Genomic DNA, 21,586 nt, shown 5'->3' with positions numbered 1-21,586 from the left:
GCCCCTCCACACGGCGGCCCCATGTGGCCGCCCCTGCAAGAGGACTGAGGGGTTCGGTATCGGGGCACACAGCTCGGCACCCTCCCCACAGGGGGAGGCTTTGGACTGCTGCCCAAGCCCTCTCTATCCAACACAAAAAACCGCCCCGAAATGGGACGGTTTCCTAAATTTTTTGGAAATTACAGTGCCCTTCTGCCTTGGATACCATCTTGATTTCGGCGGGCAAATGTGATACAGTTCCGTTATTCGCCGGACACGGTGTGGAAACGAGGTTATATCATGAAAAAGCGTCTGGTCATTGTGGGGCTGGGCCTGATCGGCGGTTCCCTTGCCAAGGCCCTCCGGGGCTTTGAGGACTATGAGATCATCGGCGTGGACGTGAGCCAGCCCACCCTTCGCTACGCCATGGAACAAGATATCGTGGACCGGGCCGAGGCGGACCCAGTCCGGGCGCTGGCGGAGGGCGACCTGGTATTTTTATGCCTCCATCCCCAGGGCATCGTAGAATTTATGACCGAGCACCGGAACCATTTCAGGCCTGGCTCCATGGTGACCGATGTGTGCGGGGTAAAGGGGGCCATTTTGAAGGGGGCCGGGGTACTGCCTGACACTGTTTCCTTTGTGGGAGGGCACCCCATGGCGGGGACGGAGTTCTCCGGCATTCAGCACGCCCTGGCCAATATGTTCCACGGGGCCCACTATATCCTAACCCCGAATAACCAATCCAGCCCGGAGCATCTGGCTCTTATGGATCGGCTGGCTCGGTACATCGGCTGCGCGGATGTGGTCCAGACCACGGCGGAGCGGCACGACGCCATCATCGCCTACACCAGCCAGATGATGCACGTTATCGCCGTTTCCGTGTGCGACGACCCTAGCCTATTCGACTATCAGGGCTTTGAGGGGGACTCTTTCCGGGGCTGCACCCGGGTGGCCGCTCTGGATGTGCCCCTGTGGACCCAGCTCTTCTCCATGAACGCTGAGGCCTTGGGCCGAGCCCTGGAGCAGTTGGAGGAGAACATCCGACAGTACCGTCAGGCTATCCAGTCCGGGGACTTGGAGGGGTTGAGCGAGAAGCTGGCCCGCTCCTCCGCACGGAAGCGGAAAATGAACCGGATGGAGGCCAGCAGCGGCGCTGTGGGCCGGGACCGCTGGGAGGGTTCCAGAGATGGGGCCACGACATCGGAATCCTGAACGACAAAGGCCCCTGACCAGGAAGGTCAGGGGCCTTTGTCTGTGTGTTGTAAAAGGGAGGAGAAAAAGGAAGATATCTTGAGTACGGATTTATCATAAAATAGAATTAAGGCAATACTGTGTCCTCCCCATGAATTTTTTGTAAACACTGTCAGCCCTATAAACGACGAAGACCTCCGGCATGCCGGAGGTCTCCATCTGTGTGTTGTAAAGGAGAGGGAGAAATGGAAGATGCATTTTGTTCCCTTGGAACGATTTTATCATAGAATAGAATTAAGGCAAAACAATGACCCTGGTATGAACAGTTTGTAAATACTTCTCTCCGGCCTTCTAAGCGGCCGGAAAAATTTACCTGCCCGGCCCCGCCTTTTTCTTGACGGAGGCCAGTTGCCGTGGGATAATAAAATGATACAGATCAATCCGGTCATCCTTGGCCGGTTCGGGAGGCATCTGTCCGCTATGAACTTTTTGATCCGTGCCTGTCTGGGGGGCGGCGCGCCCCAGGCTCCTGCCACCAGACTTCGCTGCGGCACCATCTCCGGCGCCGCAGGCATCTTTCTCAATGTGCTGCTGTTTCTGGGTAAGGTGATCGCCGGCACGCTCACTTCCTCTGTGGCCATGGTGGCTGACGCGGTAAATAACTTATCTGACGCCGCGACCTCGGTGGTCACCCTCATCGGCTTTCGGCTCGCTGGCCAGGAGGCGGACGAGGACCACCCCTTCGGCCACGGGCGCGTGGAATATATTGCCGGACTGATCGTGGCGATGGCTATTCTGCTCATGGGGGTGGAGGTGGGCCGGTCCGCCCTGGAGTCCCTGTTCGGCCAGTCTGAAACTCAATTTTCGCCAGTGGCTCTGGTCATTCTAGCGGCGGCTATCCTGGTAAAATTTTGGATGTACTGGTTCAACCGCGGCCTGGGCCGGGCCATTGACTCCGCCGCCATGGAGGCCACCGCCGCGGACTCCCTGTCCGACTGCCTGTCCACCGGCGTAGTCCTTCTCTCCACCCTTGCCGACCATTTCTGGGGGCTTCAGGTGGACGGATTGGCCGGCCTGCTGGTGGCCGCCTTTATTCTCAAGACAGGGTGGGAGGCCGCCAGGGACACCCTGGACCCTTTGCTGGGGCGGCCCATGGACCCGGAGCTCGCCGCGGACATCGACCGCATCGTGCTGGGCCACGACCACATTCTGGGCATCCACGACCTGGTCTACCACGATTATGGCCCCGGTCGAGCCATGATGTCCTTCCACGCCGAGGTCCCAGCGGACGGAGATTTTTTGGAGCTCCATGACATTATCGACCATATCGAGCGGGAACTGAAGGAGAAGCACCACATTGACACCTCCATCCATATGGACCCGGTCGTATGTGACGACAGCACCTCCGCTCTTCGAGAGCAGGTGGCCGCCATCGCCCGGGAGATCGACCCCGCGCTCACCATCCATGATTTCCGCATTACCCCTGGCCCAATTCACACTAACCTAATTTTTGACGTCATGGTGCCATATGGGTTCCGGCTGAAGGATACCCAGGTGCGGGAACAGCTCACCGAGGGAATTAAGGGGCTGTCCGGCCATTACTTCCCCGTCATCCAGGTGGACCACTCTTATGTGGCCTCCGGTGACCAGGGGTAGGGGAAATGTGGGAGCAATTTACAAATTATTCACCTAACACTGGGGTTTCGCGCTATAATAAAGGTATCCCATACACAAATTACATTGAGAAAAGAGGGTACGGCTATGCCAAAGAAGGTTTTGATCGTGGAGGATGATGGCAACATCGCCGAGCTGCTCCACCTCTATCTGGAGAAAGAGGGGTTCGAAACCCAGGTAGCCCAGGATGGCGGTAAGGGTGTAGAGCTGTTTCGCTCCTTTCAGCCCGATTTAGTGCTTCTGGATATTATGCTCCCCATTATGGACGGCTGGTCTGTGCTGAAGAAGATTCGGGAGGGGGATAAGACCCCTGTTATTATGCTCACCGCAAAGGGCGAAACGGAGGACAAGGTCACAGGTCTGGAGCAGGGCGCCGATGACTACATTGTCAAACCCTTCGAGATGAAAGAGGTGCTGGCCCGTATTCATGCCGTTCTGCGCCGTACCATGGGGGAGGAGGAGCAGACCAGCAAAAAGCTGACCTTCGATAAGCTGGTCATCAACCTGGACTCCTATGAGCTGTTGGTAGACGGCCAGCGGGTGGATACGCCCCCCAAGGAATTGGAGCTGTTGTTCCATCTGGCCTCTGCTCCCAACCGGGTATTTACCCGAAACCAGCTTCTGGACGAGGTATGGGGCTTCGATTATTTCGGTGACAGCCGGACTGTGGACGTCCATATCAAGCGGCTTCGGGAAAAGCTGGAGAATGTCAGTGACCAGTGGCGGCTGAAGACTGTTTGGGGTGTGGGTTATAAATTTGAGGTGGGCGGAAATGCCTGAACCCGCTGACATCGGATGGATATGACAAACTGCCTAAGGAGGTGAAGCCTTTGCGTTCGTTATATAAACGTCAGCTAGCTATGATGGTGGGGATCGTCGCGCTGTCCTTTACTCTTCTGTCCACCGCCTTTATGATGCTCTCTTACCGCTATATCATTTCAGAGAAACGGGACGCGATGGAACGCAATGCCGGCTATATCGCTATGTTTGCCTCCTCCTTTTATCAGCAGCTTCGCAGTGAGCCGTTCCAGAACTATGTCGCCTCCATCGCCCTGATCTCAGATTCTTATGTGATTGTAGCCGCCCCGGATGGCGAGATCATCTATGCTACGGACGGCGTCAATTTTTATGCGTATGAAAACAGCAAAGTCCCTGAGTCAGTGGTGTCCCAGGTGCTGGAACGGGGCTCTTATGCCGGTATGACCAGTCTGGGCGGAATCTTCCCGGAGCGGCGCTATCTGGCCAGCCTGCCTATTACCGTCAGCTTGAATAACCTGTCAGTCACCCAGGGGCTGGTGCTGGTGTCTGCCGACGCCTCCAGCCTGGCGGAGATGTGGTCGGCCACCGCCACCATTTTCTTTTTTACCGCTGTGGTGGTGCTGCTGATTGCCTTCGTCGCCAGCTCCCTCTTTTCCGCCCACCAGGCCCGGCCTCTAAACGAGATGGCCGAGGCAGCCCGAAAATTTGGCCGTGGAGAGTTTGATGTCCGGGTCACCAGCTATGAGGGGCGGTGTGATGAGATCAGCACCCTGGCTGAGGCGTTCAATACCATGGCCAACTCCCTGGCCAAGGTAGAGAGCCAGCGATCAGAATTTATTGCCAATGTATCCCACGAACTGAAGACCCCCATGACCACCATCTCCGGCTTTGCCGAGGGAATCCTGGACGGGACCATCCCGCCCGAACGGGAGAAGGAATCTCTACAAATCGTGGTATCTGAAACCAGGCGATTGTCCCGGTTAGTCCGGCGGATGCTGGATCTGGCTCGGCTCAACGCCCTGACAGAGAACACCGTCACCGCCCAGGAGCAGTTCGATCTTACTGAGGTGGTGTCCCAGGTTATCATTAGCCTGGAGAGCAAGATCACCGGCCGGAATTTGGATGTAGACGTCCAGATGCCCGACGAGAAGCTAATGGTCTGGGGGGACCCGGATTCCATCACCCAGGTCTGCTATAATCTTTTGGACAACGCGGCGAAGTTTGCCGCCGCCGGTACTGCTATCACTGTCCAGATCACAAAGAAGGATGGGAAGGCTTACACCACCATCCGGAATCTGGGCTCTACGATCCCCAAGGATGAACTGCCCCTCCTTTTTGAGCGATTCCACAAGGCAGACTACTCCCGCTCCATGGACCGGGAGGGTGTGGGGCTGGGGTTGTATATCGTCAAGACGATTTTGGGCAACCTAAAGGAGACTATCACAGCGACCAGCGAGGACGGCGTCACTCAGTTTACCTTTACCCTGACGTTGGCCTGACATTTGGACATCCCGGTTTGGAGGGAGTTTATGGACAACAAACATGACGGTCTCTGGCAGGGTGGCCCCTGGGAACAGCCCAGCCAGCCGGTGCCCAACCTGCCCTACATCCCTGTCCCAGCAGCGGGGATTCCCGTCCTGCGCCCCAGAAAGAGGAGGAGAAAGTGGCCTTGGATCACCGGGCTGGCCATTTTGGTCCTTGCCCTGTGTCTGCTTACTGTTGTGCTGGGGCGCCACCTGTCCTTCTCTTTGAGCGGGCCGGGTTATCTGCCCGCAAACCCAGGGGAGGACTGGTGGGCCCAGCAGGAGGAATACAGCACCGATCCGCCGAACATCCGGCAGGCGCCCACGGGGACCGGGGTGACCCTTCCGCTCCAGGCAGCTGCCGGACCGGCGCTGACCTATACCCAGATCTATGAGAAGAACGCCCCCTCCATCGTGTCCATCGAGTCCCAGAGCCAGTCGGAATATGGCACAGGTACAGGCATCATCATGACGGAAGACGGCTATATCATCACCAATGCCCATGTAGTAGCTGGCGCTGACGAGGTCCGGGTCGCCCTGTCGAACAACAGCGTTTTACAGGCCAGCCTGGTAGGATTCGACGCGGATGAGGACTTAGCGGTGTTGAAGGTGGATGCCTCCGGACTGACTCCGGCGGAGTTTGGGGACTCCGCCGCGCTGCGCATCGGCGATCCGGTCGCCGCCATCGGGGACCCGCTGGGCTACCGCTCCACCATTACGGACGGCATCATCTCCGCCCTGGACCGGGAGGTAGAGGTAGACGGCACAACCATGGTGTTGATCCAGACCAGCGCGGCTATCAACTTTGGCAACTCCGGCGGCGCCCTTATCAACCAATATGGCCAGGTGGTGGGGGTGACCACCATTAAGATCGTCACGGAGGACGGCTCTGCCGAGGCACTGGGCTTCGCTATCCCCACCACGCGGGTGAAATATGTGGTGGACCGGCTAATCGACGGACAGGTCATCCACACCGGAGTCTTCGGCTTTACTGTGTACACCTTTCCCGCAGAGGGCGGGGGCCTGGAGATCATGGATGTGACCCCATCCAGCGACGCCTACGCCAAGGGCATCCGCCCCGGCGATATCCTATTGGCCGCCAACGGCCAGACCATCACCAGCACCCAGGATCTGACCCGGCTGAAGCAGTCCCTGGGGCTGGGCGATACGGTATCCCTGACCTATCTCCGGGATGGACAGAGCTACACAGTAGATGTGGCTCTGGTAGACCCGCAGGAAGACAACAGATGACCCTTCAGCGGGGTTGTCCAGCCGGCGCTTACACGGGAGAATACCTCCCTGGTGAGGGCCGGCCTTCTCATGTTCTTAGTTTTTGGTTGCCCTAGACCGGACATCATGGTATACTTTGAGAGAAAAGAGGGATCGTATGATCAATACCACCCTGTGCTATCTCCAGCGGGGCGAGGAATACCTCATGCTCCACCGGGTCAAAAAGGAAAACGATCTGAATCAGGACAAGTGGATCGGTGTAGGGGGCAAGTTCGAGGACAAGGAGAGCCCGGAGGACTGTGCCTTGCGGGAGATACGGGAGGAGACCGGCCTTACCGCGACAGGCTACCGCTACCGCGGACTCGTCACATTCCTCTCCGACCGCTGGCCCACTGAGTATATGCACCTGTTTACTGTCCACAGCTGGACAGGTGAGCTGAAGGAGTGCGACGAGGGGGATCTAGAGTGGGTCCCCAAAGCCAGGCTAAAGGAGCTCCCCCTCTGGGATGGGGACCACATCTTTCTCGACCTTTTAGACCAGGACGCCCCCTTCTTTTCCCTGAAGTTGAGCTATGTGGGGGACAAGCTGGTGGAGGCCGTTCTGAATGGCCGGCATCTGAAGGGAGGGCCTATGGGTGGGGACCTTAGCTACTCAAAATGAGGGTGCGTGCCCTGCACGAGCCCCCGTTTCCACGACAGAAAGGAGGGTTGAGCATGAAGCCTGAATACGCCAATACCTTTGGTATCCGCAAGGTGTCGGACAAGGACGGAGAGGTCCTGGAGGTCACCCTGGATATCGCCTATAAATATATGGAAACCGCCATGACCGTCACACCAAAAGGGATGGAGAATATCTCCACGCCCGCCGCTGACTATGTGGCCTCCATCGTAATGAACCGGCAGAGCGCCATCTCCCTACGCAATCTGCTGATTCAGACCCTGGGGACTGAGCCGTAAAAAGAGAGCGGATACAGAAGTATCCGCTCTCTTTTTATCTCTTATGACTGGGGCAGGTGGAGATCCGCCTCGGTCAGAGGGGTGTCGTAGGGATTGACCAGCTCATTGAGCGTTGGCAGGATATCCTCCGCCTGGTAGAGGAAGCAGTATGAAAAGCCCTTATAGGTCTTGGTGCCGTCCCCCTTTAGCGTGTCCTGGCGGATCCCAGTGGAGAGATCTACCTGGAGGGCCTGGGTAGCAAAGTAGATCATTTCCTCCAGCTCCAGGTCCGTTTTAACATAGGTCTGGAAAATCTTGATAAATTCTGTTACCCTTGTGACTGAGTTCCAGGACACCACCTTCTTGGCCAGTTGGGTCAGCAGCTGCCGCTGCATCTCCCCCCGCTGTACATCACTGTACCACTGGTTAGCCCTATAATTGGGACTGTCCTCATTGTCGTGGCGGTAGCGGACCGCCTCCATGGCGCCCTGCCCGTCCACCTTGTGGACCCCCTTGGTAAAATGAATATGCAGATTCTGGTATGGGTCATCGTAGTTCATATCTAAGGGGATATCCAGTTCTACGCCGCCCAGCTCATCCACCAGGGCTATAAAGCCCTCCAAGTCCACCAGAACGTAGTAGTCAATGGGGATGCCAAAGGTGTGCTCGATCTCTTCCTTCAATACGTCCGGCCCTGCCCCGTAGAAAGCCCCGTTAATTTTGGGATTTTTGCGCCAGGTCCGCTCCACCGCCGTGTCCCGCGGGATGGAGATCATTCCCACTTTCCGATTTGGAATGTCAAAGCTGACCACGATGATGCTGTCCGTGTTGCCACTGTCCACGTCTTTGCCCAGTAGGACGAAATTATACACCAGCTCCCGGCGCTGGGGCCCCTGAGGCGTGCTAATATCGGTATCTCCGCTCCCATCCTCCTGCCCCCCGTTGATCACGGGGGTCGGATCAGGGGTCTGGATTGGGGGCGGCTTGATGGTCATTGTCCAGCCCACATAGACGGCTACGATTACAGCGGAGAGAAAAACCAGGAATTTATAAAATCCCCAGAATAAGGATTTGTGCCCGCTGCCTTTCCTGGGCGGCCCTCCCCGGCGCTGGGGACGGGCCGGCTCCCGCCTGGGTGCTGTCCGGCGAGCACCACCCTGGCGGGATACGCTGACATATTTTTCTTCCAGGGCGATCCTCCCCCTTCCCGTGCGAATACCCTTTCAGTATAGCGGTTTCGTCTGCCTTCGACAAGGGGGAAAGAGGTGTATTCATAAAAAATTAAATTTTTCCAGCCCCGCCCCAAAACTTTGACAGAGCGCGGTCGGGGCATACAGGCAGGCATCCGCCTACTGAATCGACCCGGAGTTCACACCAATGTTTCCTCCACCAGCGCCCATACCTGGTCTATGGAAAGCCCCTTGCAGGAGTAGGTCACCAGGGCTCCGTCATCATGGAGGACGGAAAAGCTCACACGGGGGCCGTCGGAATCCCCCTGGTCAGCCAGGGTATAGGCCCTGGCTTCTACTATCTCCCGGCTCATGTCCACTGCCCGGAACACTGGGGAATGGAAGGTGTCGTAGTATTCTTCCGGCACACTGTCCGCCCAGGGGATGGAGTACAGGCGCACATCGTAGGTTTCTGGCCGGGCCGTATCCACCAGATTTCCCCACTCCGCATCTCCCTCGGGCAGCTCCACCCGGATAGTCACATCGTCATATCCCCAGCTCCAACGCAGGTACAGTGTGTGCTCGCTGCCCTCCTGGTAGGTCATCCTGCTGTAGAACTCGTCATAGCCGGAGAGATCTTCCGCAGGAAGATAGGAGACGAAATCCACCTCCTGCCGGGCATCCTCCAGGGAGGAAAATTCCGCCGCCCGCCACTCCGGCACCTCCTCCGCCTTCAGCAGGTGGTCCAGGTACAGGCCGCCGTCCTGGGACAGGGCCTGCCGCACCAGCAGGGCATTGAACATCTGTGCGCCTCCCTGGACCAGCGAGGCACTCTCTCCATATTCCGAACCAAAAATTCCACCTGAATTTTCAAACCGGACGCCCACCTCTCCGGCCATGAACTCGCTGCAGCAGGTATAAAGGCCGCCTTCTTCTCGGCTCCAGCCGGTGACTGGGGTCCCCATCACATCGGTACTCTCTACATCGGAGTAAAGACCGCACTGGAAGGGCAGCTCCCCCGGCCGCAAGGTCAAGGTAAAAGAACTGTCCGCCTCCTCATTTTCCCCCCAAATATTCAGCCACAGCAGGCTCCCGCTCCTGTCGTACAGGGCCGAGCCAGTGAGTGTGTAGCCCTGCCAAAACAGCATCCAGGGCAGATTTCCTGAATCGTTTTTTGGGTTTTCTACCTCCGGCTTGCCCTCTGGCCCCCAAAAGGTCCTTTGGATCTGCTCTTTTGTCAGTTCCTGGGAGAAAGAACCCTCTATCAGATACCGGGCCGGGGCGGCGTCCGCCGCCAATTCTCCGTCCACCCTCTGGTAGTTCACATAGGGAATACATGGCAGCATCATTTTTTCTCCGTCAGGCCCCTCTGCCACAGTGAACCCAGACGGGGGTTCCTCCCCAGGGCCGTAGGTGTCTTTGATCCCTGGATAGATGGCGTCGGCAGCCGTCTGTCCCCCTGGCGGGGCTGGTTGGGCCAAATGCCACACGCCCAGTCCCAGGGCCAAGGCACAGCAGGCCGCCAACGCCCCCCACCTGTGTCCCCACCTTGTCCGACTGGTGACTGCCCGGCCTGTTGACAGACTATTTTCCCCCAGGGCCAGGAGTCGTTTATGGGTTTCCTGGGAAATTTCCTGCCGTTCAAGATACGATTTGTAATATTTCATTTAAATTCTCCTTTTCGTTGTCCGCCCTTGCAGTCCTCTTCTGACTCCAGCAGCTTCTTCAGCCTTTGTCTGGCTCTGGTCAGACGGGAGCGGACTGTGCCCGGCCGCTGTCCGGTCATATGGGCAATCTCCCGAGTGGAGTATCCCGCATAGTAGAAAAGATGGATGACCGTTCGGTCCTCCGGGGGGAGAGAAAACAGCTCCTCCAGCTCTGCCCTCTCCTCCAGGGCGGGGGCGGGCAGCGTGTCCGGCAGGGGGCCCACCCGCCGCCAAGCGAGTCTAAGGCGGCTCTTACAGCCGTTGACCAGCACCCGCATCAGCCAGGCGTCCGGACGATCCAGGTCCGCCGGGGCTTTTTCCAAAAATACCAGAAAGGCATCCTGCACCGCGTCCTCCGCCTCCTGAGAATCACCCAGAATGGCCAGCGCTGCCCGATACAGGCGGTTTTCGTTGTCTGTGACTAGGGCTTCCCAATCCACCGGCCGGTTGGATATATGGGGCATAGGGCCACCTCCTTTCGTAAATTTAGACGTTTTAACAGGGCATTTTGCTGCACGGCGGTAAAAATATTTGAAAAAAGAGCCGCCCATCGGGCGGCTCCCACACTGTTTTTAAAAGATAATATCCCGGCTGATCTCAGCCAGGGAGTGGACACCGCACATGGCCATGGTGTCCTCCAGCTCTCCCTTCAGCTTCCGCGTCAGCGCCTTGACGCCCTCAATCCCACCGCCGTAGACCGCGGTGACATAGGGCCGGGCCAGAATGACCGCGTCAGCCCCCAGGGCCAGCGCCTTGCACACATCCACGCCAGTGCGGATGCCGCCGTCCACCAGGACTGTCATCTGGCCTTTTACCGCATCCGCAATGGCAGGCAGGACGGCCGCGGTGGCGGGAACTCCATCCAGCACACGTCCTCCATGGTTGGACACCACAATACCAGCGGCGCCCGCCTCCAGGGCTTTTCTGGCTCCCTTGACGGTCATGACACCCTTGATGAGAAAGGGCACGCCCGCATAGTCGATGATCTCTCGAAGCTCTGCCACCGTCTTGGAGCCCGCCGGCGGGGTCAACCCCTTCAGGAAGGGCAGTCCCGCAGCGTCGATGTCCATGGCAAATACTTTGGCGCCGGAGGCCTTGGCGTCATCCAGCTTGGCAAAAATGGTATCCCGGTCCCAGGGCTTGACAGTGGGGATCCCTTTCCCGCCGTTCTGTCCAATGGCCTTGGCGGCCCCGGCAAAGACCTCCGGGTCTGCCCCATCTCCGGTAAAGGCGGCGATCCCCGCCTGGGCACAGCCGGGGACCAGGATGTCGTTGTAGGCCAAGTCGGTGAGCTTGTCCCCATAGTGGAGCTTGACCGCGCCCACTGGGCCGGCAAAGACAGGCAGCTCATACCTCTGGCCGAAAAAGGTATAGCTAGTGTCTACCGGCTGGTTGACTGTGATGGTATCCATATTCAGACAGATGTCCTGCCATGCCTCGTAGTTTCGGATGGCCACAGTGCCGCTGCCCTTTGCTCCGGGGCCCGGCATGGTATTCTTACAGGCCCGGCCATTGCATACGGGGCAGGCTTTACAGTATGGGCCGCTGCAGGTGCGGGCTGCCTCCAGTATCTCTTGATAGGTCATAAAAAACCCCTCCTCACTTTTCTCTCCCAATCATACCGTTCTCCCGGTCATTCGTCAAGAAAAAGTGGAAGGGGTCCGTAATTACAGGCCGGTCTGGGCCTTGGTCAGCTCCTCTGCGATGTTGAGCACATGGTCGCCAATGCGTTCAAAGTCGGTGAGCAGCTCGGAGTAGAGGATGCATGCCTCCTGGTTGCAGGTGCCCTCCTTCATTCGCTGCAGCTGACCGCGGCGGAAGCTGTCGGTCATATCATCGATCTTCTGCTCCATCTGGGCCACCTCGGACAGCCACTGGGGCTGACCGGCCTGGTAGTGGAGCAGGGCGGAGATGGCCTCCAGAGAGATGTCACGCATAGCACTGATCTCACTCTGGGCTGTTTCGGAGAAGGAGATATTTTTGCCCACCAGCATCCGGGTATAGCCAGCCAGATTGTCCGCGTGGTCGCCAATACGCTCGATGTTGCCAGAGATGGTGAAGAAGCTGCTGACCACAGCGGAGCCTTGCTCGTTGGTTTCAATAGAAATCAGGTGAGACACATAGCGGGAGATCTCCCGGTTCAAAAAGTCGATATACTCCTCCCGCTGCTCCACCTGGACCAGCTGCTCCTGATCCCGGGCCAGTACGGCCCGGAAGCTGTCCGCCACGTTGTCCCGTGCCATGGACAGCATCCGGTTGAGCTCGTTGCGCAGTTGATCGATGACAATGGCAGATACACCCAGGCCGCCCTCTTTGCCTCCGGCTTGGATGGGGGTGAGATAGGCCAGGGTCATGCTCTCCTGGCCTTCGGTCTCCACAGCCTGGTCGGGTAGGATGCGGATAGCCAGCTTGGCCAGATAATTGCCCAGAGGAAGCAGGACCAGGGTAGTCGTGATGTTAAAGACAGTATGGGTCATGGCGATCTGAGCCATGGGGTCAGTGGGGATCAGATGGGACAAGGTCCTGCCCACCTCACCCGGAAGAACTAAGGTGCCTTCTACCACGGCAGCGATAGGAAAGAGAACAAACAGAGTGGTAAAGATCGCGGTGCCAATCAGGTTGAACATCAAGTGGATAAGAGTAGCCCGCTTGGCATTCCGGTTGGTACCGATGGCTGCCAGCACGGCGGTGATACAGGTGCCGATGTTCTGACCGAACAGGACAAAAACTGAGCTGGCATAGCTGATCACGCCGCTGCTGGCCAGAGCCTGGAGGATACCCACCGAGGCGGAGGAGGACTGGATGACGGCAGTAAAGGCCGCACCGGCCAGGATTCCCAACAGAGGATTAGAGAAGGTGGACATGATACGGATAAAGGGTTCGGAATCCCGCAATGGAGACATGGAGGAGCTCATCATGCCCATTCCGATAAACAACACGCCCAACCCGGCCAGGATCTGGCCGATGTGCTGGAGCTTCGGCTCCTTGACAAAGACCATCAGCACCACGCCCACAAAGGCAAACATAGGGGCCAGCTCACCCACATCCAGGGCAATGAGCAGGCCGGTAACCGTGGTACCAATGTTGGCGCCCATGATGATCCAGACCGCCTGGCCCAGAGTCATCATCCCGGCGTTTACAAAGCCTACCACCATCACTGTGGTAGCGGAGGAGGACTGGATGACAGCGGTGATGGCCGCACCCACCAGCACGCCCAAAAAGCGGTTGGCGGTAAGCCGCTCCAGAATACTCTTCATCCGTGCGCCGGCGGCAGCCTCCAGGCCGGAACTCATCATCTGCATCCCATGCAAAAACAATGCCAGGCCGCCCAGCAGCCCCAATATTTCTGAAATGCCCATCTCTTTCTTCCCTTTCTCTCGCAGCCCTTCCCGGCAAGAAAAAAGACACAGCCCGCGCCTGAATGTTCAGGAGCAGGTCATGCCTCATATCCTCTTCCTCCGCTGATCTGGTACCAGTCGGCTGGCTGCATCATGACGATTTCCTCTTAGTCTTTCAATTTTTGGCAGTATTTATTATAAAATCCCCCGTGTCAACCGTCAACAGATTTAACACAGGTTTAACATTTCTTTACGAAAAAGAGACGCATCCTTTTTGAGTATGCCATAGGCAAGAATTTTCTTGACTTTTTTTGCGGGACCGATATCATGGTATCCATACCATATATCCAAATGGAGGGGGATCTCAGGATGATCCAAGTCATTTTATGGGATATCGACGGCACACTGCTGGATTTCGGCTTGGCAGAGAAGGCGGCGATCCGGGCCTGCTTTATCCGCTTCGGCCTGGGGGAATGCCCTGACGATATGCTGGCCCGATACTCGTCTATCAACCAGAAATATTGGAATGCCCTGGAGCGGGGAGAGTTGACCAAGCCCCAGGTACTGTCCGGCCGCTTCCAGGAGTTTTTCCAGTCAGAGGGCATCGAGTTCTCCGATATCGAGGGGTTTAACCACGCCTATCAGATTCAGCTGGGAGAAACCGTGGTCTTTCGGGATCACGGCTATGAGCTGGTCAGGGACCTGAAGGGCCAGGTCAGGCAGTATGCCGTTACCAATGGCACTGCCGTCGCCCAGCAGCGGAAGCTGGACAAGTCAGGGCTCATCCGGCTGTTTGACGGGGTGTTCATCTCTGAGCAGGTAGGGGCCGAAAAGCCCAGCCCAGATTTTTTCCGGGCGGTATTTAACCATGTCGGCCCCATCGCCCCAGAGGAGGTCCTGATCGTGGGGGATTCTCTGACCAGCGATATTCAGGGGGGCAATAACGCCGGTATTCTGTGCTGCTGGTACGACCCAGAGGACCGCCCTCTGCCCCAGGGACTCACGGTCCACTACCACATCCAGGACTTGAACCAGGTGAGAGAGATTCTGACGTTGTCCCTGTAAAAAAGAGCCGCTCATGGACTCCCATGAGCGGTTCTTCTCTCTGGCTGTTGCGAAAAATCTTACTCGGCCTTCTGGCTCTCCAGATACTCGTCATAGGTGGTCTTCCGGTCGATGAGCTTTCCATCGGCAGTGAAGTCAAAGACTCGGTTACATACCGTTTGGATGAGCTGGTGGTCGTGGGAGGCTACGAGCACGTTGCATTTCACGGCCTCCAGTCCCTTGTTCAGGGCGGCGATGGACTCCAGGTCCAGGTGGTTGGTGGGCTGGTCCAGCAGGAGGACGTTGGCCCCAGAGAGCATCATCCGGGACAGCATACAGCGCACCTTCTCACCGCCGGAGAGGACCTTCACCGGCTTGTATACCTCGTCCCCGGAGAAGAGCATCCGGCCCAGGAAGCCCCGGAGGTACTGCTCCTGGGGATCGGGGGAGAACTGGCGTAGCCACTGGACCAGGTTGTCGTCGTTGTCCTGGAAGTAGGGGGTGTTATCCTTGGGGAAGTAGGAGAAAGTGGCGGTCTGTCCCCACTTCACAGTGCCCTCGTCTGGCTCCATTTCTCCGGCCAGGATCTTGAACAGGGCGGTGTGGGCGTTCTCGTTGTCGCCCACAAAGGCGATCTTGTCCCCGTGGCCTACGATGAAGGACACCTTGTCCAGCACCTTTACCCCGTCAATGGTCTTGGATACGTCGGTGACAAAGAGGATGTCCTTGCCCACCTCTCGGTCGGGAGAGAAGGCCACCCAGGGATAACGGCGGGAAGAGGCAGGCATCTCCTCCACCGTCAGCTTATCCAGCAGCTTCCGTCGTGCGGTGGCCTGCTTGCTTTTGGACTTGTTGGCGGAGAAGCGGGAGATGAAGTCCTGCAGCTCCTTGATCTTCTCCTCGTTGCGCTTGTTTTGATTCTTAATCAGCTGCTGCACCAGCTGGGAGGACTCATACCAGAAGTCGTAGTTGCCCACATACATCTTAATCTTGTTATAGTCGATGTCCACGATGTGGGTACATACAGTGTTCAGGAAATGGCGGTCATGGGATACCACAATAACCGTGCCTTCAAAGTCCAGCAGGAAGTCTTCCAACCAGTTGACCGCGTCAATGTCCAGGTTGTTGGTGGGCTCGTCCATCATCAGCAGATCGGGATTACCAAACAGGGCCTGGGCCAGCAGCACCTTCACCTTCAGCCGGGGGTCCAGAGTGGCCATGTCGTTGTAGTGCAGCTCCGTACCGATACCCAGCCCCTGGAGGATGCGGCTGGCGTCTGATTCCGCCTCCCAGCCCCCCAGCTCGGCGTACTCCTCCTCCAACTGGCAGGCCAGCATACCGTCCTCGTCGGTCATCTCCTCTTTGGCGTAGAGGGCCTCCTTCTCCTTGCCGATGTCGTACAGTCGCTGGTTGCCCATGATTACGGTGTCCATTACGTTGTAGGCGTCATAAGCATTCTGGTCCTGCTTGAGGACAGACATACGGATATTGGGCAGGATATTTACTTCTCCGGATGTGGAGTCCAGTTCACCGGACAGAATCTTGAGAAAGGTAGATTTGCCAGCGCCGTTGGCCCCGATGATGCCATAACAGTTGCCCCGGAGGAATTGCAAGTCCACGTGAGAAAACAGCGGGGTGCCGCTGTAATTCAGGCTTAAATCGGTGACAGTGATCATGTCGTCTTCTGCTCCTTTTCCAAATCGTCAAAATTATCCGTATATCATCTTAACATATGCGCTCCAAAAAAGATAGCACCTTTTTGATCGAAATCGTAGGCTGATTGTGGGGACAACTGTGATACCTGACCGAAAAGGCCTAAAATGCTCTTTTGCCGCCGACGCACACTTTTTTCTCATTGGTCTACCAAATGTCTACCAAAAAAAGCGGGAAAGCGCTGGGAAACGTGGCTTTCCCGCTTTTCCATTTTCTGGGTGTCTACCAGATGTCTACCAAGGGCACTTTTTCTTTGAAAAAGCGCCCTTTTTTATTTACTCTTAGTGGGTTTTCCTCACCTTTTTTGCTTTGCAAGGGGCGTTATACTTTCCTTGCATCCTTGTATATATTGTAACACATTTTGGTAGACTTGTAAAGGCTTTTTCTCAACCTTTTCGTAAAGGTTTTGCAAGTTTTCTCCTTCGTCCCATACTTTTTGCAAACTTTTTGACCAATAGTAAGGATAGTTCTGGTCGGACATTCCATAAGGCTCTAAATCGTCCAATTTTAGGCCAAACAGGATAGCATGGTAATGAGGTCTATACGTTTTTGGACCATATTCTCCGGCCGCATAGAAGCGAATTTGCTGGTCTGGGAAGGCAAATCGCAACCTTTTCATGAATAACTGGTAATCACGCTTCCGCAGAGTTTGAACATCGCAAAACTCCCCTGTCGTTTGGTCGATATAGTGGGAAATAGGAACATGCCAGTCATTATAAGTCAGGGTCACAAAGTAAGCTGAATCATGCTCTTTCATCTCAAGCAAACAACGATTTGCCCACTGACGTGAATACTCCAGTCGGCATCCAATACACTTCCCACAGGGAATTGTAATCAAGTGGGGGTCGTCAAGGAGCGGTTTCTCGGAGCCGAAGATATGATACTTGGTCTTACCGTTCTTTGTCAGGTAGGGCTTACCTGTGCGGGGGTTGATATCTGGGATAGCCCAGAGGGGTTGATAACATGGCATTTAACGAAACCCTCCAACACACATATTCAGCAACAACAAAGCTATTTGAAGCACAATTACGAAGAAAATTAACTTCGCCAATCTCTCTGTCCACTTCATGTATTTACCTCCTTTGCTGTCACTCGTGCCCATTATATCGAGAGGAATGGGCACGAGTGCTGACGCTTACTTACTGAAACCGCCCCCACGGGCGGAATTGCGAGACATACCTAACTCACTGAAAATATCATCTAAACCAATTGTCAAATCTTTACTAAAAACATTACCAATAGTCTTATCCAAAGCACTACCACTAAACTGAAAAGGATTATCCGGAAAATAATAAGCCATACTAAAGTCAGACTTAATTCCCATCTCTTTCAACTGCTTATTAACAGAAGCATTGATATTAGCGACATTCTCACTAGAAAGATAGCCTTTATCGGCGGCATACTTACTAGCCTCTGCATGGATAGTGGCGGCAATCTTAGTTGCGGCGGCATTTGCAAGACTGCCTTTCAGATTATTATCGCTAACATACCTTTGGGCGGCGGCGGAGATATTAGCGGTACTAAGGGCCGTCTGTGCGCTTATCTGATAGCCTTTCAACTGAGTGGCAGAACTAAGCTCACCAAGATACTTGTTTACACTATTATACTTATCAGCAACCGCTAGATTTGTCAAGGCCGATGTTGACATCTTCGAGAGTTCGGTGGTACTTGTAAGCATTGCGCCTAGCAAATTGACAAGAGCAGAGCTCCCGGAAGTGTCCGTGCTTCCCATCGCCCCACTTGGTGCGGAGGTAGACGCAGTCGCACCACTGGTAACACTCGCGCCGTTGCCACCCATCGCACTTAATACCGGATTCAAACCAGCAGCTTTCAAATCGGCTATTTCCCTCTGATGGGCCGTGCTGGACATGTATTCCTGCCACGACCTGTTTTTCTCCGCTTCCTGCGAATTGTATTTCATAGCCTTGTCTGTTTGGGCTTCTTGCCATTTCCTCAACTCCTCGGCCTGTTGAGCACTCCAAGCATTGTTAGCACTGGTGATGCCTGAAATCTTAGATATATTGTTAGCGATACCGTTAATAGCGCCACTGGCAGAAGAGGGGCCACTACTGGCCCCTCTATTCGCCGTAACCGCACTACTAGCACCACTATCATAGACAGGACCACCGGGGAAAGGGCTCCAACCGGCACCATTCTTACCATACGATACGGCCATAATGCAACCTCCTTAATGATGGTCAATCAGACCGGGAATGCTGTACATGGGCATAGCACGGGTACACTTATTCTTGATAAAAATATCTGCCCAAAGCTGATTACTGTTCTCCTCACTGACCGCAATAACACGGTTGACAACAGCGGAATCTTCCTGAATCCAAGAATCAGACAGAGAAGGAAGCTTGCTGTAATCGTCGCCAAGGTGCCAAACGTCAAGAGACTGGGGAGCTTGAGAACGCATCTCACCTGTTACACGATTGGGCTTATAACGATAGTCAGCCCATGCTTCCTGATAGCCAAATACCTCATCATCAGTACCATTGCCCTGTGCATAGATCTCCTTATTTAACACCGCCTGTTCGCCAATATTGGCGAATACAGGCCAGTAATAATCAAGGCGGCCTTTACGGGACCAGAAACGCTCTAGACCCTGCTGGTAGGTATGGTCATAACGGGCAACCATAACGCCAATGATAAAGCCATGCTCTACAAAGGACTTCTTGAAATCACTGTGAACATCGGTAGTCCGGGACTGGCCGGAAGGGTTACCTTGCGGGGTGCTATTAGCGGAAGTGCCGCTAGTCTGGTTAATCTCACTGATGACAATGGGAATACGGTTGCCACCAAGATATTCCGGGCGTTGCAAACGGGCATCCGGGGAGGTCACACCAAAGTGAGACTTCAAAACCTCAATATAGCGTGTACCGCCTCTTGCGTCACGTTCATAGAGCTTCTGGACTTGAAAAGCTAGACGGAGCTGGTTAATGGTAGCGGAAGAAACATCACCACTATTAATGGCATAAAGGTTAGCGGGAAAAACCTCTCTAGTACCAGAAGGAACATCTTGATAAATACCCATATTATCTCCGCTAATCTCACTAGAAGAAGATACGGCAGTATGCAAAAATTTTTTAGGATTACTAACCGGAACAGACGAATTACCGGCAGTAGGATTGCCGTACCACTGTAAACCATGAGCAGTAGCGGTAACAGGTGCAATTAAATCAGCCATAGGAACAACAGGATAATTAGCACCACCGGAAACAGGGATGGTCACATCCTCAGATTTCTGAGGGGCTGGGAGACAGCTTGTGAAGTAGTCCCGGTACTTAGCGGCCTTGTAGGGGAGGCCGCCTTTTGCGACATCTGTCACAAATGTGCCAGTGTTCACACCAGCGACGGTTGCGTCGGTCAAGGGGATATTCAACGGGTCACAGAGGTTTTCATCTCTGAACCACTCATTACAAATCAAAGCGTATGCTCTAAAAGGAAGAGCGTTGACAGAGAGACCACTAACACCAGTAGGTACACCCATATAATCAGCAATAGTACCGATACTCCAACCACCAGAAGGAGCCGTAATCTGCGGGACTTCGTACTCTGTGGTGGGTATCCAAGCACTTTCGTTATTCTCTCCCATAAGCTCTTTCCAATGTTGCCAAACAATTCGATTGGGAACAAAGAAATAATAGGTATCAAGATACAGATTATCCATAATTGGAGTAAGTAAGGAAGGCATGCGAATAACTTTAGAGGTATCGATATCAAATGTGTCACCGGGCAACACCTCATCTACATAGAATGGGACAATGTCACCAACGTTGAAGCTTGTTTTTACAGAACTGTTTCTGTCAAACGTACTTCTTGACATATCTATTCTAGTAGGATTTAACGCAAAATGACTGTTAGTATTCCTATTCATATTATAGCTCCTATTTAGAATTAGATTTTTTATTTAGTTTTTAAAGTGGATGATTGTTTACAACCTAATCGGTTGAAACTTCGCCAGCGGGTGCAGTAGCGGCGCTGGTCGTTAGCGTCGGGGGCTGTTGTTCAGCTCCGCTATTGGGGACTGGTACTCCAAGCTTCTCAAGGAAGCCGGGTTTATCCATGCTGACTATGAATTTATGGGGGTCGTGGTCGAACTTTGCACGGGTCTCGACTGGGAGGCGCATAAAGAAATGTTCGGCATCTGCAAGGGCTTGAAGGGCTTCTGCGTAGGTCCGGGGCAGGGTGGTGAAGTCGCCGTACATACCCTGGGCTTTAGAAAGGGCAGATAAATCTCCACGGGCACAGCGGTCTACAATGAGCTTGATATCACAAGAATCCTTGTGGGACTGGATATAGTCATACAGATTCTCCTTGCCTTTAGGCTCTAGATCTAGAGTACCATTCTCATCGAACACAGGACCATAGAGGACTTTTTCAGGAGTGCCCGGATTGGTGTGAATCCGGGCGTGTGGCTCAAACTGATTGGCAAACTTAGGCATTTTTATCCTCCTCGCAGATAATATTGACAGTGGCATCAGACGGAGCAACCTTAGTGACAATATCGAATACTTCATGGGCCTTACGCATTGTACGATAAGGGCCAAAGGTATGGATACGGCCAAGACTGGCCATGCAGACGGAATAACTAAACATGCTTCTTACCTCCTTGCAAACAGGACCTAGCTTCCAGAATCAGGACAGGCATTTCCTCGGGGATGATATGGCCAGTATCACTGTCCCAAGTGCCTAGACGGTACAAAGAGAAGTCCTCGGCATGGGTAAACAGGACCGAATCGGAATTGATAACAGTGCTCTCAAAGGAGCGAGCGGCTACGGGGTCATTAGGCTGGATGGTGATAGACTGGAAACCTACCTTCACGTCACGGACGGCATAAATGTTGAACATCATAGTCTAATTCCTCCTCGATAGATTTTGGGGTCAATGTTGATAGCTTTGGCTTGGGATGCGGTTCTACGAAAATATTTCTTGTCCTTCGCTCTGGGCTGTTTCTTTCTCATAACTTAGACCTCCTTAAAGTCTTTACAGCCTCTTGTTTTACTTCCTCCTCAGTATCCAACATGTTCATATAACGCTTGTCGGTCTGAGAGAGCTTACAACGGGATATCTCTTTCGCTAGGTTCTTACGGGCTTCACGGAGCTTCTCTGATAATTCGGGATTGTCTGTCTCTAACAGACGGTTGAAATAACGGGGCGGCCTGAACTTTACACCTCCTTGTCTGGTAGACACGTTTATATAATCGTAGTCATACAAACTGTCTAAATTGCTGTCATAGTAGCCTCTACCAATACCGGGTTTTCGTGACATTAAACTAAAAGGTGGCTCAATGTTGTGTTCTTTGTAGAAACTAGC

The 21,586-nt window shown here is 54.6% G+C and carries 21 protein-coding genes; 8 read left to right on the top strand and 13 right to left on the bottom strand.

The annotated features are described in order from the left end of the window. Positions 1-279 precede the first annotated feature (279 nt). The 7 genes from OCV64_RS10905 (at position 280) to OCV64_RS10875 (ending at position 7,316) form a co-directional block, all read left to right on the top strand. Positions 280-1,194 carry a prephenate dehydrogenase gene (locus OCV64_RS10905; protein ID WP_262670001.1) on the top strand — a complete coding sequence of 305 codons (915 nt, stop codon included), beginning with the start codon at positions 280-282 and terminating at the stop codon, positions 1,192-1,194. Positions 1,195-1,653: 459 nt separating this feature from the next. After that, positions 1,654-2,829: a cation diffusion facilitator family transporter gene (locus OCV64_RS10900; RefSeq protein ID WP_262670000.1), complete on the top strand. Its 1,176-nt coding sequence runs from the start codon at positions 1,654-1,656 to the stop codon at positions 2,827-2,829. A 105-nt stretch (positions 2,830-2,934) separates the two neighbouring features. Then, complete coding sequence (locus OCV64_RS10895; protein ID WP_147572387.1) at positions 2,935-3,627, top strand: response regulator transcription factor; 693 nt, start codon at positions 2,935-2,937, stop codon at positions 3,625-3,627. 50 nt (positions 3,628-3,677) lie between these two features. Then, positions 3,678-5,105, top strand: a complete 1,428-nt coding sequence (locus OCV64_RS10890) for a sensor histidine kinase (protein ID WP_147572386.1) — start codon at positions 3,678-3,680, stop codon at positions 5,103-5,105. Positions 5,106-5,135: 30 nt separating this feature from the next. Further along, entirely contained in the window at positions 5,136-6,380 is a 1,245-nt protein-coding gene (locus OCV64_RS10885) for a S1C family serine protease (RefSeq protein WP_262669999.1), read from the top strand. A gap of 136 nt (positions 6,381-6,516) precedes the next feature. Next, on the top strand, positions 6,517-7,020 hold the full coding sequence (locus OCV64_RS10880) for an NUDIX hydrolase (RefSeq protein ID WP_262669998.1): 504 nt from the start codon (positions 6,517-6,519) through the stop codon (positions 7,018-7,020). A gap of 53 nt (positions 7,021-7,073) precedes the next feature. Then, positions 7,074-7,316 carry a hypothetical protein gene (locus tag OCV64_RS10875; RefSeq protein ID WP_186852880.1) on the top strand — a complete coding sequence of 81 codons (243 nt, stop codon included), beginning with the start codon at positions 7,074-7,076 and terminating at the stop codon, positions 7,314-7,316. A gap of 41 nt (positions 7,317-7,357) precedes the next feature. Here the strand turns inward: OCV64_RS10875 and OCV64_RS10870 are convergent, their stop codons facing one another. The 5 genes from OCV64_RS10870 to OCV64_RS10850 form a co-directional block, all read right to left on the bottom strand. Next, entirely contained in the window at positions 7,358-8,290 is a 933-nt protein-coding gene (locus tag OCV64_RS10870) for an LCP family protein (protein ID WP_240286472.1), read from the bottom strand. A 374-nt stretch (positions 8,291-8,664) separates the two neighbouring features. Further along, positions 8,665-10,131 carry a hypothetical protein gene (locus OCV64_RS10865; protein ID WP_262669997.1) on the bottom strand — a complete coding sequence of 489 codons (1,467 nt, stop codon included), beginning with the start codon at positions 10,129-10,131 and terminating at the stop codon, positions 8,665-8,667. Further along, positions 10,128-10,634, bottom strand: coding sequence for an RNA polymerase sigma factor (locus tag OCV64_RS10860; protein ID WP_147572380.1), 507 nt, complete (start codon positions 10,632-10,634; stop codon positions 10,128-10,130). Before OCV64_RS10860 ends, OCV64_RS10865 begins: the two co-directional genes overlap by 4 nt. A 108-nt stretch (positions 10,635-10,742) precedes the next feature. Continuing rightward, positions 10,743-11,756: an alpha-hydroxy-acid oxidizing protein gene (locus tag OCV64_RS10855; RefSeq protein WP_147572379.1), complete on the bottom strand. Its 1,014-nt coding sequence runs from the start codon at positions 11,754-11,756 to the stop codon at positions 10,743-10,745. Between the two features lie 81 nt (positions 11,757-11,837). Further along, complete coding sequence (locus tag OCV64_RS10850; RefSeq protein ID WP_262669996.1) at positions 11,838-13,529, bottom strand: Na/Pi cotransporter family protein; 1,692 nt, start codon at positions 13,527-13,529, stop codon at positions 11,838-11,840. A 348-nt stretch (positions 13,530-13,877) separates the two neighbouring features. Between OCV64_RS10850 and OCV64_RS10845 the strand changes: the two genes are divergently transcribed. Beyond that, the gene (locus tag OCV64_RS10845) at positions 13,878-14,573 is read left to right on the top strand and encodes a YjjG family noncanonical pyrimidine nucleotidase (protein WP_147572377.1); all 696 of its coding nucleotides are present in this window, start codon (positions 13,878-13,880) and stop codon (positions 14,571-14,573) included. Between the two features lie 59 nt (positions 14,574-14,632). On the opposite strand, the gene OCV64_RS10840 is transcribed toward OCV64_RS10845, so the two are convergent. The 8 genes from OCV64_RS10840 to OCV64_RS10805 form a co-directional block, all read right to left on the bottom strand. After that, complete coding sequence (locus OCV64_RS10840) at positions 14,633-16,228, bottom strand: ABC-F family ATP-binding cassette domain-containing protein (protein WP_147572376.1); 1,596 nt, start codon at positions 16,226-16,228, stop codon at positions 14,633-14,635. Between the two features lie 332 nt (positions 16,229-16,560). Beyond that, positions 16,561-17,235 carry a rolling circle replication-associated protein gene (locus OCV64_RS10835; protein WP_262669995.1) on the bottom strand — a complete coding sequence of 225 codons (675 nt, stop codon included), beginning with the start codon at positions 17,233-17,235 and terminating at the stop codon, positions 16,561-16,563. 165 nt (positions 17,236-17,400) lie between these two features. Beyond that, positions 17,401-18,441, bottom strand: coding sequence for a hypothetical protein (locus tag OCV64_RS10830; RefSeq protein ID WP_262669994.1), 1,041 nt, complete (start codon positions 18,439-18,441; stop codon positions 17,401-17,403). Positions 18,442-18,453: 12 nt separating this feature from the next. Then, positions 18,454-20,145 (bottom strand): major capsid protein, encoded by a 1,692-nt coding sequence (locus tag OCV64_RS10825; RefSeq protein WP_262669993.1) that lies wholly within the window; start codon positions 20,143-20,145, stop codon positions 18,454-18,456. A 64-nt stretch (positions 20,146-20,209) separates the two neighbouring features. Further along, complete coding sequence (locus OCV64_RS10820) at positions 20,210-20,713, bottom strand: hypothetical protein (RefSeq protein ID WP_262669992.1); 504 nt, start codon at positions 20,711-20,713, stop codon at positions 20,210-20,212. After that, positions 20,706-20,867 (bottom strand): hypothetical protein, encoded by a 162-nt coding sequence (locus OCV64_RS10815; RefSeq protein ID WP_262669991.1) that lies wholly within the window; start codon positions 20,865-20,867, stop codon positions 20,706-20,708. Before OCV64_RS10815 ends, OCV64_RS10820 begins: the two co-directional genes overlap by 8 nt. Continuing rightward, entirely contained in the window at positions 20,860-21,123 is a 264-nt protein-coding gene (locus OCV64_RS10810; RefSeq protein ID WP_262669990.1) for a phage ORF5 protein, read from the bottom strand. Before OCV64_RS10810 ends, OCV64_RS10815 begins: the two co-directional genes overlap by 8 nt. 106 nt (positions 21,124-21,229) lie before the next feature. After that, positions 21,230-21,586: hypothetical protein (locus tag OCV64_RS10805; RefSeq protein ID WP_262669989.1), on the bottom strand; the 357-nt coding region annotated here is incomplete at its 5' end.

Origin of the sequence: Muriventricola aceti, from assembly GCF_025567565.1 — a bacterium.
GTDB classification, from domain to species: domain Bacteria; phylum Bacillota; class Clostridia; order Oscillospirales; family Oscillospiraceae; genus Lawsonibacter; species Lawsonibacter aceti.
This window is presented reverse-complemented; position numbering and strand designations above follow the sequence as displayed.